Here is a 14,105-nt window from a genome sequence, read left to right as displayed (position 1 = left end):
TATTCCTCAGGTCGATTGTCGTTTGTCGTTTGTCGTTTGCCGATTGTTCGATTCGTTCAGGTATCCAGACCGAGCTGGGCAAGCACCTCGCGCCGCAACGCGACCAGTTTCGGGTCGTCGCGATGGCGCGGATACGGCGCGTCGTTGCGCACCTCGGCGATCACCCGCGCCGGCCGCTCGCTAAAGACGATCACCCGGTTCGCCAGCAACAGCGCTTCTTCCACGTCGTGCGTCACCAGCAGAACGGAGAAGCGTGCGTCCCGCCAGAGGCGCGCGAGTTCGTTCTGCATGCGGATGCGCGTCAGCGAATCGAGCTTGCCGAACGGCTCGTCCAGCACCAGCAGCGCCGGATCGTTGACGAGCGCGCGGGCCAGCGCCACACGCTGCGCCATGCCGCCCGACAACTGATGCGGAAACGCCTCGGCGAATTCAGTCAGGCCGACCAGCTCCAGCGCGGCATCGATGCGTTGCCGCACCCGCGCGTCCTGCGAGCCGCCGCGCCGGGCAAAGCCTCCGCGCTGCGCCTGCGGACCGACGCCGACGTTGCCGCGCACCGTGCGCCACGGGTACAAGGTCGGATCCTGGAACACCACCACACGCGACGGATCGGGCCCGGTGATCGCGACGCCATCTGCCTGCACGCTGCCCTGGGTCGGCGCATCGAGCCCGGCGACCAGCCGCAGCAAGGTGGACTTGCCGCAACCGCTCGGTCCGAGCAGCGCAACGAACTCGCCTGGCTCGACGGCGAAACTCACGTCCTGCAACACCGGCAACGCGGCGCCGCGCAGCACGAATCGATGACTGACGTGACGCACGTCGATGCGCGCGCCGTCACGAACCGGCGCCGCGGCGGCCGGCTGATTCAATACCTCGGGTACGGCTACCATTTGAGCAATCCTTTTTGCCAGGCCAGCAGGCGGTCGCGCACGCGGAACAGCAGCGTGATCAGACCGGAGCACATCAGCGCCATCACCAGCAACGCGGCATACATATTCGAGTACGCAGCCCAGCCCTGCGCCCATTGCAGATACCAGCCGAGCCCCGCTTTCACGCCCATCATCTCCGCGACGATCAGCACCGAAAACGATGCGCCGAGCCCCATGAACAGCCCGACGAACACCGACGGCAACGCGGCCGGAATCGCGACGCGCAGGATCAGGAACGCGGGCCTCGCGCCGAGCGTGCGGGCAATGTCGTAGTACGCTGAGTTCACGCCGGCCACGCCCGACCACGTCAGCACGGCGACCGGAAACGCCGTCGCCAGCGCGATCAGAAACACGCTTGCGCTAAAGCTCGACGGGAAGAAGAAGAACGCCAGCGGCAGCCACGCGGTGGCCGGCAACGGGCCGATCAGCCGCAGAACGGGATGCACCCAGTAACTCACGGCCTGCGACCAGCCGATACTCACGCCGATCGTGAAACCCGCAACCGCGCCGAGCAGATAACCGTAGGCAAGCAGGCCGAACGAATGCACGACGCTCGTGCCGAGCCGCGGGTAGTCTTCGGCATAGACGCCGATCAACGCTTGCGGCGGCGCGAAGAACGGCCGCGGCAACCATTCGAGCTGTGCCGTGACGGCTTCCCAGGCGCTGACGCCGAGCGCCAGCGCAAGCAGCCACGGCATTGCCGCGAGCCATGCACCGATACGCGTGGAGGTTGCCGCCTTGCGCCCGGACGGAGCGCGCCATCCCGCGAGCGCCGTCGCAGCCGCGAATGCCGCGAGCACCAGCTTGAGCGCAATGAAGGTTTTCGTGTACGGCCAATCGTCGAGACTCGGCCACCACTGGGTCAGCGCCGCGCTGGCCAGCCACGCGAGCGCGGCAAGCCATGCAATCAGCACGCCGCGAGGGAGCGCGCGCCCGTTTGCGAGGTCCCTGGCGTCGCCGGACTCCGCGTCGATATCAGGCCCTCGCGTCGCAATCGAATCGAACTGGGTGGACATAAGCGTTCCAGCCTCCTGCCTTGTTGAGTTAGCGCGAGCGCATACTGAAAATCGTCTTCACGCGGGGGCTGGCTGCGCGTAATCCTCGCCGTCGATGTCATAGCCTGACGGCTCCCACCGAATCACCAGCAGCACGAGCAGCGAAGTCAGCGGCGCAATTGCGATCAGCCAGAACACCTTGGTGCCGAACGCGGCGGCCAGCACGGGGAACAGAAACAGCGACACGGTCGAGGCGCTGCGCACCAGCGTCTGGTTGAAGCCGACACCGATGCCGCGCAAGGACGTCGGATAGCTGAGCGACGCATACGTCATCGAATGCGAGCCCGGTCCGAAACCCTGTCCGAACAGATAGCCGCCGAGCAGCAGGATCGCCACCACGACGAGCGCGCCGCTGCCCGGTTTGCCGATCAGGGCGAGCCCGATGAGCGAGGCGAACTGCAGCGAGTGGCCAAGCACCGTCATTTTCCAGGCGCCGACCGTCGGCGCCGTGCGCACGCCGATCAGGCCGCCCACGAACGCAAACGCCAGATTCAGGCACAGCGCCGCGATGATCGTGGTGAGCGGGCCCTGGTGAAAGAAGCTCGTGATGATCACCGGCAAGCCGAAGATGATTGCGTTGTAGCCAAACGAGGAAGCACTGCCGATCACCGCGGCGAGAATCGTGCGGCGCCGGTAAGTGTCGTTGAAGAGCACGCCGTAGTTGCGCCACGATGCGGCGCGCGGCTTGTTCACCGGCGCGGCGCCGGCTTCGACCACGGCGTCCACGCCATACGAGCGCTTGAGAATCCGCGCCGCCTCTTCCAGATTGCCCTGATTCGCGGCCCACACCGGCGATTCGCTGATATAGCGGCTGCGTACCAGAATGATCACAATCGCCGGCACCGCGCCGAAGGCCAGCGTCAGACGCCACAGCCAGCCGAGCTGATGCTCCGGCAGAATCGCGTAAAGCCCGAGAATCAGCAGATAGCAGGTGCTCGTGGCCGCATACCAGGCGGGGCACCACGCCGCGACGCTGGCCGCCTTGTTGCCCTTGCCCGCCACGCGTGAGAACTCCGCGAGAAAGGCCATCGCCACCGGTAAATCGAGGCCAACGCCGAAACCCATCAAAAACCGCGCGCCGCCGAGCACCCATGCATTCGGCGCGAGACCCGCGGCAATCGCCGCGACCACGAAGAACAGCATGTCGGCCATGAACACACGATAACGGCCGATACGGTCAGTCAGATAGCCGCCGAACAGCGCACCGAGAATCGCGCCGAACGTAATGGCCGATGAAACGAAGCCCACCTGCACCGGCGACAACGAGAACTGGCGCGCGATGTCCTTGATCCCGTAAGCGAGCGAGGTCAGGTCGTAAGCATCGAGAAAAACGCCGCCGAGCGCGATCGCAATCACGATGCGTGCATTACTGCCCTTGGCAGCGCCGGCATTGACGATACGCGAGACGTCTTGCGCGCTACGAATGACAGCGGGCCGCGCGGCGCTATCGGCGCTCGCCTGCGGGTCGGCGGCGGCGGGTGGGAAAGCAACAGTGGACATGATCCGGACTTCGCATGAGTGGCTGAAGCGTTGCATGGTAGCCATGCGATCGATGCCGGCAAAACGACGAATTCAACTATGCAAATCGGGAAATCCGCGCTTGCTTCAATGCACCACTTTGAAGCCACGCGTACCCGGCACGGTTCGCACTTCTGCAGATTTTCTTATCTGCAATGATTGGTTGGATTCGAGCGCACGCGAATCTAACGTGTAGTTCCAACTGTGCGCCGACCTGAGCTTTCACACCCACTCGCACCCGTTCACACCCGCTTCCTTCTCTCGATTGGTATTTGCGCATGCGCTATTTCCGTTTGCTGAAGACTTTCGTCGCGGTGGCGACACTCTCGCTTGCCGCGACCCATGCCTACGCCGACAAACCCGCGGTGATCCGCATCGGTGTCGCGCAACAAGGCACCGGCGACCCGCCCTCGTTCGGCGGCTCGCCGGCGGCGACCGTGCAATTGCAGCAGTCGCTCGAAAAGGAATTCGCCGCCGACGGCATCAAGGTCGAATGGCTGTTCTTCAAGGGCGCGGGCCCGGCGGTCAACGAAGCGATCGCCGACAAGTCGCTCGACTTTGCCTTTCAGGGCGATCTGCCCGCCGTGCTTGCCCGCGCCAATGGCCTGAAAACGCACCTGCTGCTCGCCTCGGGCGTACGCACCGGCATCAAGGTCGCCGTGCCCGCGGATTCGGATGTGCACTCGCTCAAGGACCTCAAAGGCCGGCGCGTGTCGATCTTTCGCGGCACCAATCTGCAACTCGTCGCCGACAACGCGCTCGCCGCCAATCAGTTGAACGAACGCGATCTGCGCGTGATCAATCTCGATACCGCGAGTTCGCTCGCGGCGCTGGCGTCCAAGGGTATCGACGCGTCCGTCAACGATTACCACGTGTACAAGCTGCGTGACCAGGGCCTCGCGAAGGTCGTCTACGAATCGCAGAACGATGGTCCGCAGTTCACGCGTCAGTCTCATCTGCTGGTGCTCGACGACTTCGATCACGCGCATCCGGATGTCGTACAGCGCGTCGTCAATGTGTTCGTGAAAGGCGCGCAATGGTCCTCCGACGAAGCCAACCGCGATGCGCTCTTCAAACTCTGGGCCAAAAGCGGCGTGCCTTATTCGTCATGGCAGGCCGAGTTCGCGAATCAAAGCCTGAAGGATCGCAATTCGCCGCTGATCGATCCGTTCATCGTGGCGCGCTACAAAGCCGTGGCCGACGACGCGTTGAAACTCAAGCTGATTCGTCAGCCGGTCGAAGTGGATGGCTGGTTCGAAACGAAGTATCTCGACAACGCGCTGCGCACGCAAAAACTCGACCACTACTGGACGCGTTACGACGCCGCGGGCAAACCGCTCGGCTAACGCTCAGCCACCTCACCGGAGCGATCACGATGAGCGAAACCGTAATCCACGTCGAACGTGAACGGCTTGCCTCAGCCAACGTGCCGCACGCGTCGCTATTGCGCGATGCGCGGCTGCGCGCAATAGCGTGGCGGCTCGCGCCCTGGGTGTTGCCCGCCCTGCTGCTCGCGCTCTGGACCGTGGGCTGCGAGCGCGGCTGGATCGCACCGCAAATCCTGCCGCCGCCCGAGCGTGTGTTCGACACGCTCGTCGAACTGGCCCGCAGCGGCGACCTCGCGCGCAATACGCTGATCAGCCTGCAACGCGTGCTGCTGGGTTTTGGCGCCGGCACGCTGCTCGGCTTCGCGCTCGGCGCGGCGCTGGGTCTGTCGCGCAGGCTCGAGGCTTATGTGCTGCCGAGCTTCAATGCTTTGGTGCAGATTCCCGTGCTCGGCTGGCTGCCGTTCCTGCTGTTGCTGGTGGGTGTGGGCGAACCGCTCAAATACATTCTGATCGCGCATGCGGCGCTCGTGCCGGTCACGCTGAGCACGCTGCAAGGCTTCCGGCAAACGCCCGCCGCGCTCGATGAAGTCGCGCGGGTGTTCGAATACAGCGGCTGGCAACGGATTGTCTATCTGGTTCTGCCCGCGGCCGTGCCGACGCTCGCCACCGGAGTGCGGCTCGCGTTCACCAAGGCATGGCTCGCGCTGGTGGTCGTCGAACTGGTGGCGTCTTCCGAAGGACTCGGCTATCTGATCGTCTACGGGCGGCAGCTTTTTCAGCTCGACCTGGTGATGGCGTCGGTGGTCGTGGTGGGCGCGATTGGTTATGCGGTGAATCGGGCGCTGGACGCACTCGAAGCGCGTTTGCGGCGCGGACAGCCCTCGGCGTTCCGCGAGTGATGGCATGCAGGCGCACGAACACGCATCGATACGGACCAGTCCGCACCGCGACACCGCAGGACACACCCGGACACCCCAGGCGCTGCGATATGCACCGACACCACCGTCAGCCACGCCCGCGAAGCGCCGCCCGTGAGGACACCCCAATGACTCTCGCCCTCTTCAAACGTTCCACCCCGTCGCCCAAGTCCGCCGACGCAGCCTGCGACTGCGCCGCGCCCGCCGCTTTCCAGCGCGCCGCCCGGCCCCGCCGTCCGTGGCTGGCGCGCTTCGATTGGCGCGGGAGCGTCTTGCCCGTCGTCGCGATTGCGATCTGGTGGGCCGTTTCGGAGGCGCATGTGATCAAAAGCGGCCTGCTGGTCAGCCCCGCGCAGGTGCTCGCCACCGCATGGCAGCAGATCATCAGCGGCGCGCTGCTGAAGGCGCTCTCGGCCTCGCTCGCACGCGAAGCGAGCGGCTTTGTGATCGGCACGCTGGGCGGCCTGCTGCTCGGCAGCGTGCTCGGCTTCTCGCGGCTTGCCACACGCATGATCGGGCCGAGCTTCGACACCTTCAAGCAGATTTCGCTGTTCGCGTGGATTCCGCTGATCTCCGTGTGGTTCGGTCTGGGCGACGCGGCGAAAGTCGTGTTCCTCTCGCTCGCCGCGCTTCTGCCCGTCACCGCGCACACCTGCGACGGCATCCACGCCGTACCGCCCGCTTATATCGAAGTCGCGCGCGCCTTCCGTTACTCGCGCTGGCAACTCATTCGCGCCGTGATCCTGCCCGCCGCGCTGCCGTCGATCTTCACCGGCATCTATCTCGCGCTGATCTATTCATGGCTCGCCACGCTCGGCGCCGAATATCTGCTGGTGGCCGGCAGCGGCATCGGCAATACGCTGATCGACGGCAGCGAGCAGTTCCGCATGGATCTGGTGCTGTTCGGCGTGATCGTGGTCGGCGTAACCGGCTGGGCATTGAACGCGCTGGCGCGGGCCGTGGAACGCGCGATCTTCGCGCGCCGGCTCCAGTCCGCCGTTCGATGAACCCGCAACTGAACTCTCACCGCCCGGACCGCTCATGACATCTTCCACGCTCTCCGACAGCATCGACATTCTCCACGTCAGCAAACGCTACGCGCAGCAAGGCGGCGCACCGCTCGCCGTGCTCGACGACATCAGCCTGCGGGTGCGCGCCGGCGAGTTCGTCAGCGTGCTCGGTTCGAGCGGCTGCGGTAAATCCACGCTGCTGCGGCTGATCGCCGGACTGGACACCGACTATAGCGGCGACATCGTGGTCGCGGGCGACAAGGTGCGCGACACATCGCTCGAACGAGGCATCGTGTTCCAGGATCACCGCTTGTTTCCGTGGCTCACGGCTTCGCAAAACATTCTCGCCGCGCTGCGCAATGCGCCGCTTTCCGCAGCGGAAAAACGCGAAGCCGTGGCGGAACATATCGCGCTAGTCGGGCTCAAGGGTTTTGAACATGCCTACCCGCACCAACTGTCGGGTGGCATGGCGCAGCGCGTGGCGATTGCGCGCGGCCTCGTCAATCGCCCGCGCGTGCTGCTGCTCGACGAGCCATTCGGCGCACTCGACGCGCTAACGCGCGGCCGTTTGCAAAACGAGTTGCAGCGCATCTGGGAACACGAACGCATCACGATGATCCTCGTCACGCACGATGTCGACGAAGCGCTTTACCTCGGCGATCGCGTCGTCACGATGGCACCGCGCCCCGGCCGTATCAAGCGGATCGTGGACGTGGCCTTGCCGCGTCCGCGCGAGCGCCATGACCCGCGCTTCATCCGCTTGCGCGACGAAGTGCTGGCCGACTTTGCCGGGCCTGACACCGCGCCACGCGAGCCCCATACGGACGATACGCCGCAAGACGGCGCGCGCATTCCGGCAGCAAGTCCCCCGATCACCGAATGGCGGCTTGCGTGGTGACACGCCTGCTGTCCCATTCGCACAACCACCCTTCACGGAGCAGACGATGAGCGGCGACAAACAGCCGAAGCGGCAGATCAGACTGGGCGCCTTCCTGATGGAGACGGGCCACCACATCGCCGCATGGCGGCATCCCGATGCGCATGCGGGTGGCGGACTGGACTTCGCGCACTACGCGGAGCTCGCGCAGATCGCCGAGCGCGCCAAATTCGACGCGATTTTTTTCGCCGACAGCGTGAGCGTGCGCGATACCAATCTGCCCTCGCTATCGCGCACCGCGCGCGCCGATCACTTCGAACCGCTTACCTTGCTGTCGGCGCTTTCGGTCGTGACGAAACATATCGGCCTGATCGCGACGGTGTCCACCACGTTCAACGAGCCGTATAACCTCGCGCGCAAATTCGCGTCGCTCGATCATCTGAGCGGCGGCCGCTCGGGCTGGAACCTGGTGACGTCGAGCACGGAATCGGAGGCGCTCAATTTCAGTTTCGATCGGCATCCGGAGCACGCGGTCCGCTACGAGCGCGCGAGAGAGTTCTACGACGTGGTGGCGGGCCTATGGGATAGCTGGGAAGACGACGCGTTTATCCGCGACAAGAACAGCGGCGTCTATTTCGATCCGGACAAGCTGCACGTGCTCGGCCACGCGGGCAGGCACTTCAAGGTGCGCGGGCCGCTGAACGTGGCGCGTTCGCCGCAGGGTTGGCCGGTCGTCGTGCAGGCGGGCGCGTCCGAGGCCGGGCGTGAGCTCGCGGCGCAAACCGCCGAGGTGATCTTCGTCGCGCATCAAACGCTCGACGAAGCGCGGTCGTTCTATCGCGACGTCAAAGGGCGTCTGGCGAAATACGGGCGCGCGCCGGACCATCTGAAGATCATGCCCGGCATTTTCCCGGTGGTCGGCCGCACCCAGGAGGAAGCCGAGGCGAAGTTCGCCGCGCTCCAGGACCTGATTCATCCGACCGTGGGCCTGTCGCTGTTGTCGAACATGTCCGGCGGCGTCGACCTCTCCCAATACCCCGTGGACGGACCGCTGCCCGAATTGCCGGAAACCAACGGCGGCAAGAGCCGTCAACGCCTGCTATTCGATCTCGCGCGGCGCGAAAACCTGACGATTCGCGATCTGTATCTGCGCATTGCCGGTGCGCGCGGCCATCGGCAGGTGGTCGGCACGCCGCAAAGCATCGCGGACCAGTTGCAGCAGTGGTTCGAGGAAGAAGGCGCGGACGGTTTCAACATCATGTCCCCCTGGTTGCCAGGCGGACTGACGGAATTCGCCGAACTGGTGGTGCCCGAGTTGCAACGGCGTGGGCTGTTTCGCACGGAATACGAGGCAGGCACGCTGCGCGGCAATCTCGGGCTGCCGCGCCCCGCGAACCGATACGCCACGGCCACGCAGCAACTCGCGGCCGCAGCCGGCCGATAAAGCGCCGGCGCTCACACCGTCGCGCGCGTTCTCTTTCGCAAGGAGTTTTTCATGAGTGCAGCCGCAGTGCAGGAAGTACAGTCGATTCAGCTCACGCCGCTGTCCGCGCATATCGGCGCGGAGATTCACGCTGTCGATCTCACGCAGAAGCTGGATGCGCGCCAGATCGTGGAGATTCGCGCGGCGCTTCTGAAGTGGCGCGTCGTGTTCTTTCGCGAGCAGTTCCTGACGCACGAGCAGCATGTTGCGTTCTCCGCGCAATTCGGCGAACTGACCTTGGGACATCCGGTGTTCGGCCACGTGGAGGGGCATCCGGAGGTCTATTCGATTTCGAAGTACCGCAAGGCCACGCGTTTCGAAGGGCAGACCCTGCAACGCCCCTGGACGGGCTGGCACACGGATGTCACGGCCGCGGTCAATCCGCCGTGGGCGTCGATCCTGCGCGGCGTGACGATTCCCCCTTACGGCGGCGACACGCAGTGGACCAACCTGGTCGCCGCCTATCAGAAGCTATCTGCGCCGCTGCGTTCTTTCGTCGACGGACTGCGTGGCGTTCACCGGTTCACGCCGCCGGCCGGCGCGAGCGGAACGCAAGCGTTCATCCAGGCCGTCGAGCAACGCGCGCTCGTCACCGAACATCCGCTTGTCAGGGTTCATCCGGAAACGGGCGAGCGGGCGCTGTATGTCAGCCCGAGCTTCCTGAAATCCATAGTCGGCGTGAGCCCGCGCGAAAGCCAGGTGCTGCTCGAACTGCTGTGGGAACACGTGACGCGGCCGGAGTTCACCGTGCGCTTCAAATGGGAGGCCGGCAGCGTCGCGTTCTGGGACAACCGGGCAACGGCTCATCTCGCGCCCACGGATATCTTCGATCTCGACTTCGACCGGCAGCTGTACCGCACGACGCTGGTCGGCGACGTGCCCGTCGGCCCGGACGGCGCGCAGTCGGTGGCGATCGAAGGTTCGCCGGTCAGCGCCGCCGCGGCCGTCGCCTTGAACTGAGGACGCCGCCGCGCGCCGCAGGACTTCAGCAGAACTTCGGCATGACATCGCCATGACTTAGGCACGGCGCGCGCAAATCCGCCAAACCATCAGTGCTCACTCGACTCGCCCCATGTCTCTCGGCTATCTTACGGACTGGGACGATCGAAGGGCACAATATGGCGACGTTTCGTGGCATTGCAGCAGTCTTACTGTTCACGCTGCTGAGCGCCTGCGCGAGCTTGCCGCCGCAGGCCGGCCGCACCGAGACGCACGCACTGACGGACACGGACAACACCCGGCTTGCCGCCGCCTTCGTACCGCAGGAGCGCAAGCACCCCGACAGCAGCGCCTTTCACCTGTTGTCCAACGGCGTCGATGCCCTGCTCGCCCGTATCGTGCTCGCGGAAGCGGCCGATCGTACGCTGGACTTGCAGTACTACATCTGGCACGACGACCTGACCGGCCGCCACCTGGCGAACGCGGTGCTCAAAGCGGCCGATCGCGGCGTCAGGGTTCGCGTTCTGCTGGACGATCTGGGCACGGGCGCCGACGACAAGGTTCTGCTCGCCATCAGCTCGCATCCCAACATCGAAATACGCCTCTTCAATCCGGTCGCCAACCGCAGCTTCAAGAAACTGGGCACGGCGCTGGAGTTCAGCCGGATCAACCGTCGCATGCACAACAAGTCGCTGATCGCGGACAATCAGGCCGCCATTCTGGGTGGCCGCAACATCGGCGATGAGTACTTCGGCGCATCCAGCGAGGTCGATTTCGGCGACCTCGACGTGCTGACTTTCGGACCCGTGGTCCATCGCGTCTCCAACGCCTTCGACGAATTCTGGAACTCGGATGCCGCCTATCCGATCGTCAGCCTGACCGGACATGCCGCCGAGCCGGACGCGCTGCCGGCCTATCGCGCGAAGCTCACGGCGTTCATCGCATCCGAGCATGATTCGCCCTACGTCACGCAGGCGAGAGCCAGGCTCGGCGAAACGCTGGCTGCGCGCGACACCGACTTCTCGTGGGGCAAAGCGACCCTGCTCTACGACGACCCCGCCAAGATCACCCGCTCGCCGGACGATCCGCAGGGACACTTGCTGTCGCAGTTCAATGCGTTGCGTATCGAGCCCGCCAAGGAAGTGCTGGTCATCTCGCCGTACTTCGTGCCCGGCAAAAAGGGCGTAGCGTGGATGCGTGCCCAGACACAGCGCGGCGTGCGTGTCACCGTGCTGACGAACTCGCTCGCCGCAACCGACGTTGCCGCCGTGCACGCGGGGTATCAGCGTTACCGCAAGGATCTGCTCGACGCCGGCGTCCACCTCTATGAATTGAAACCGGCTGCCGGCGAAGACAGCGGCGGGAAGAAGAAATCGATTCTCGGTTCCTCGAAGGCTTCGCTGCATGCAAAGACCTATGTATTCGACCGGAGCAGCGTCTTTATCGGCTCGATGAATCTCGATCCTCGTTCCATCACCCTCAATACGGAGATCGGCGTGTATTGCGAAAGCCCCCCGCTCGCCGCACAGGTCGCCGATGGGCTCGAACCGAAGCTGGACCAGATCGCGTGGCGGCTCGAAACCCGCACCGATCCCAACGGTACGAGCAGGATCGTGTGGATCGACACCGCGCCGGATGGCAAGGTGACCGAGAGCGGCGAACCCGGCGTGTCCGGCATGAAGCGTGTCGGTATCTGGTTCCTTGGCTTGCTGCCGATCGAATCGCAGCTGTAACGCCGGACCGCACTGATTCAGCGGTTCAACTTCAGCGAAACAACTTCAGCGGATCAACGTTTGATCTTCAGATACGCACGGCTGATCGTGGGCCGTGTATGGACCCACAACCGCGAAGCCAGCCATGAAGCCGGCTTGTTCCGTACTTCGAGGCGAGTAATCGAGCGCGCCGCGCCGTCATTGCGGCCCGAATAGTTCGAACCCGGCTCGCACGTGTAGAAATGGCGGAAGCCCGCCTGAGCCGCGATGCGCCGATAGTCCGCGTCGTGATAGCCCTGCGGCCAGCACAGGTGATCCGACACGCCGCCCAGCTTCTGCTCCAGCGCGGCGCGTGCGCTCGCGAGATCGGCTGACAGTCCCGCGCATTTCTCCTCTGCGTGAGAGGACACTTGATCCCATCTCACGTGGCTATGCGTGTGACTGTGAAATTCGAACGTGCCGGCTTCACGCATGGCATGAATCTCGGACCATCGCAGAATGGCGCGGTCGGGTTCGCCGTTTTCAATCGCCCGTTCGCCGTCGTGGTGATTGAGCAAGGCAGGCACGTCGCCGCCCGAGCGCGCATGCTCGCGCACCGGCCCTTCACCGATCCAGCTCGTCACCAGAAAGCACAGCGCGGTCAAGCCGTGCGCCTGCAGAACCGGATGCGCATGCACCCAGTTGTCGAGGTAGCCGTCGTCGAAAGTGAGCACGACGGATTTCTTCGGCAAGGGCTCGCCCGCCAGATAGGCCGATAGTTGCGCGCTGCCGATGGTCGTGTAGCCGGCAGCGGCCAGATACGCCATCTGCTCGGCAAAATGCTCGGGCGACACCGTGATCATGCCTGGCGCGGTACTGATATGGTGATACATCAGCACCGGCACCGCGCGTGCGAACTTCGTCATGCTGTCGCCCGCCATTGGCCGTAGTAAGGACGCCGGGCATAGATGCCGCGCATATAGCAGTCAATGGTCTCGTTCGCCATGGCGTCGACCGTGAATCGGCTGTCGGTCTTCAGACGCGCCGCAAACCCCAGGCGCTCGCGCAGCGGCGCATCGTCGATCAGACGCGCGAGCGCGCTTCTCAACGCATCGATATCGTGCGGCGGCACGAGCAGGCCGTTCACGCCGTCGTCGATCAACTCGGGCACGCCGTCGACCCGCGTGCCGATCACCGGCAGACCTGCCGCCATCGCTTCTATGAAGGATTGGCCGAGCGCTTCCTGATGTGTCGGTAAAACGAATAGATCACATCCGCGCAATACGTTGGCAATGTCCGTGCGGAACCCGAGCAGATGGATGCGATGGGCCAACCCCATGCCGTCGACAATGGCCTTGATCTTGTCGAACCACACGCCGTCACCGGCCATCACGACATGCAGGTTGGGCCGCTCGGCCAGCATCGGCTGAACGGCTGCGATGAGATCCTCATGGCCTTTCTTCTCGCGGATGATCGCCACCATTCCGGCAACCACGCTCGTGGCGTCCAGTCCGAGTTCGTCGCGCAGGGTGGAGCGTGTCAGCGCTTCCGGCTTCAGGATGCCGTCGTAAATCGTCTCCACGCGGCTTTCATGCACGCCCGCCGAAATCAGATACTTCCGCACATGATGGCTGACCGCGACGACGCGATGCGGCAGCCAGTTGTACGTGGCCAACGACGTGATAGGCAACGCCAGATGCCGCGTGCGCACGATCAACGGCGTGCGCGCAAGCCGCCCCGCCATGCCTGCGACGAGGCTGTCATGTCCGCTATGGGTGTTCAGCACGTTGAAGCGCCGACGCTCGAGCAGCGTCCTGATGGTCAGCATGGAGCGCAGGTCGCCGCCGCTGCGCATGCGCGCATGATGCACTTCGAAGCCTTCGGCGCGCGAACGGATGCCGATGCGCGCGTCTTCCGGGCACACGAGCTCGACGTTATGGCCGAGCGAGCGCAGCGCGATCATTTCCTTGAGCGTGCGAACCTCCTGGCCTCCCCATCCACGCGACGACTCGCTGTGGAGAACGCTTAATGCTTTCATTGCGCTGACTTGCCTTACGGCAACCTATCCTGTCTACGACGTGCAGCTCGTAATCGTTCGTAATATTTACCTCGGACCTGTGCGGTCGGCAGGCAAACGCTTTGTTCATGGGGGCGCAGCGATGTGGAAGTGAACTCAACCTGCTATCGGTCGATGTCCATTTAACGGCCTGGCATGACTTCTCGTTGACACTCGACTTTCAAGTCGATGCCGGAGTATTTGGGCGGCTTCCGGTTTTGTAAATAGGCAAACATACCGTTACGGTCGGCTCGCATTGGCGCAAACGTTGTCGTGGGGAAAGTGTTGTTTTTGGGCTTTCAAAG

The 14,105-nt window shown here is 64.3% G+C and carries 12 protein-coding genes; 7 read left to right on the top strand and 5 right to left on the bottom strand.

All coding sequences use genetic code 11. From position 1 onward, the window contains the following. Positions 1-56: 56 nt before the first annotated feature. The 3 genes from AC57B1_RS08920 to AC57B1_RS08910 are packed head-to-tail and all read right to left on the bottom strand — an operon-like array spanning position 57 to position 3,481. Positions 57-887: an ABC transporter ATP-binding protein gene (locus tag AC57B1_RS08920; protein ID WP_496417286.1), complete on the bottom strand. Its 831-nt coding sequence runs from the start codon at positions 885-887 to the stop codon at positions 57-59. Then, a complete protein-coding gene (locus AC57B1_RS08915) occupies positions 881-1,942 on the bottom strand; it encodes an ABC transporter permease (RefSeq protein WP_496417285.1) in 1,062 nt (353 codons plus the stop codon). Before AC57B1_RS08915 ends, AC57B1_RS08920 begins: the two co-directional genes overlap by 7 nt. 57 nt (positions 1,943-1,999) lie before the next feature. Then, a complete protein-coding gene (locus AC57B1_RS08910) occupies positions 2,000-3,481 on the bottom strand; it encodes an MFS transporter (RefSeq protein ID WP_496417284.1) in 1,482 nt (493 codons plus the stop codon). Between the two features lie 296 nt (positions 3,482-3,777). On the opposite strand from AC57B1_RS08910, the gene AC57B1_RS08905 reads away from it, so the two are divergent. The 7 genes from AC57B1_RS08905 (at position 3,778) to AC57B1_RS08875 (ending at position 11,786) form a co-directional block, all read left to right on the top strand. Continuing rightward, positions 3,778-4,845 carry an ABC transporter substrate-binding protein gene (locus tag AC57B1_RS08905; protein ID WP_408351132.1) on the top strand — a complete coding sequence of 356 codons (1,068 nt, stop codon included), beginning with the start codon at positions 3,778-3,780 and terminating at the stop codon, positions 4,843-4,845. Between the two features lie 29 nt (positions 4,846-4,874). After that, positions 4,875-5,726, top strand: coding sequence for an ABC transporter permease (locus tag AC57B1_RS08900; RefSeq protein ID WP_408481467.1), 852 nt, complete (start codon positions 4,875-4,877; stop codon positions 5,724-5,726). Between the two features lie 146 nt (positions 5,727-5,872). Next, on the top strand, positions 5,873-6,751 hold the full coding sequence (locus AC57B1_RS08895; RefSeq protein ID WP_496417283.1) for an ABC transporter permease: 879 nt from the start codon (positions 5,873-5,875) through the stop codon (positions 6,749-6,751). A gap of 34 nt (positions 6,752-6,785) precedes the next feature. Next, entirely contained in the window at positions 6,786-7,652 is an 867-nt protein-coding gene (locus AC57B1_RS08890; RefSeq protein ID WP_408351124.1) for an ABC transporter ATP-binding protein, read from the top strand. 46 nt (positions 7,653-7,698) lie between these two features. Then, complete coding sequence (locus tag AC57B1_RS08885) at positions 7,699-9,075, top strand: LLM class flavin-dependent oxidoreductase (protein ID WP_496417282.1); 1,377 nt, start codon at positions 7,699-7,701, stop codon at positions 9,073-9,075. A 51-nt stretch (positions 9,076-9,126) separates the two neighbouring features. Further along, a complete protein-coding gene (locus tag AC57B1_RS08880) occupies positions 9,127-10,074 on the top strand; it encodes a TauD/TfdA dioxygenase family protein (protein ID WP_496417281.1) in 948 nt (315 codons plus the stop codon). 158 nt (positions 10,075-10,232) lie between these two features. Next, positions 10,233-11,786: a phospholipase D family protein gene (locus AC57B1_RS08875; RefSeq protein ID WP_408185587.1), complete on the top strand. Its 1,554-nt coding sequence runs from the start codon at positions 10,233-10,235 to the stop codon at positions 11,784-11,786. 53 nt (positions 11,787-11,839) lie between these two features. Here the strand turns inward: AC57B1_RS08875 and AC57B1_RS08870 are convergent, their stop codons facing one another. Together AC57B1_RS08870 and AC57B1_RS08865 are read right to left on the bottom strand one after the other, a co-directional pair. After that, entirely contained in the window at positions 11,840-12,670 is an 831-nt protein-coding gene (locus AC57B1_RS08870; RefSeq protein WP_496417280.1) for a polysaccharide deacetylase family protein, read from the bottom strand. After that, on the bottom strand, positions 12,667-13,782 hold the full coding sequence (locus AC57B1_RS08865; RefSeq protein ID WP_496417279.1) for a glycosyltransferase family 4 protein: 1,116 nt from the start codon (positions 13,780-13,782) through the stop codon (positions 12,667-12,669). The genes AC57B1_RS08870 and AC57B1_RS08865 overlap by 4 nt, the downstream gene beginning before the upstream one ends. Between the last annotated feature and the right edge of the window lie 323 nt (positions 13,783-14,105).

Source organism: Paraburkholderia sp. BGA-UO-ETr-F21 (assembly GCF_059567925.1).
This window is presented reverse-complemented; position numbering and strand designations above follow the sequence as displayed.

Excerpts from the sequence above, each read along its gene's own strand:
- AC57B1_RS08865 (WP_496417279.1), bottom strand. The coding sequence starts at position 13,782 with ATGAAAGCATTAAGCGTTCTCCACAGCGAGTCGTCGCGTGGATGGGGA.
- AC57B1_RS08885 (WP_496417282.1), top strand. The coding sequence starts at position 7,699 with ATGAGCGGCGACAAACAGCCGAAGCGGCAGATCAGACTGGGCGCCTTC.
- AC57B1_RS08900 (WP_408481467.1), top strand. The coding sequence starts at position 4,875 with ATGAGCGAAACCGTAATCCACGTCGAACGTGAACGGCTTGCCTCAGCC.
- AC57B1_RS08895 (WP_496417283.1), top strand. The coding sequence starts at position 5,873 with ATGACTCTCGCCCTCTTCAAACGTTCCACCCCGTCGCCCAAGTCCGCC.
- AC57B1_RS08880 (WP_496417281.1), top strand. The coding sequence starts at position 9,127 with ATGAGTGCAGCCGCAGTGCAGGAAGTACAGTCGATTCAGCTCACGCCG.
- AC57B1_RS08870 (WP_496417280.1), bottom strand. The coding sequence starts at position 12,670 with ATGACGAAGTTCGCACGCGCGGTGCCGGTGCTGATGTATCACCATATC.
- AC57B1_RS08905 (WP_408351132.1), top strand. The coding sequence starts at position 3,778 with ATGCGCTATTTCCGTTTGCTGAAGACTTTCGTCGCGGTGGCGACACTC.
- AC57B1_RS08875 (WP_408185587.1), top strand. The coding sequence starts at position 10,233 with ATGGCGACGTTTCGTGGCATTGCAGCAGTCTTACTGTTCACGCTGCTG.
- AC57B1_RS08890 (WP_408351124.1), top strand. The coding sequence starts at position 6,786 with ATGACATCTTCCACGCTCTCCGACAGCATCGACATTCTCCACGTCAGC.
- AC57B1_RS08910 (WP_496417284.1), bottom strand. The coding sequence starts at position 3,481 with ATGTCCACTGTTGCTTTCCCACCCGCCGCCGCCGACCCGCAGGCGAGC.
- AC57B1_RS08920 (WP_496417286.1), bottom strand. The coding sequence starts at position 887 with ATGGTAGCCGTACCCGAGGTATTGAATCAGCCGGCCGCCGCGGCGCCG.
- AC57B1_RS08915 (WP_496417285.1), bottom strand. The coding sequence starts at position 1,942 with ATGTCCACCCAGTTCGATTCGATTGCGACGCGAGGGCCTGATATCGAC.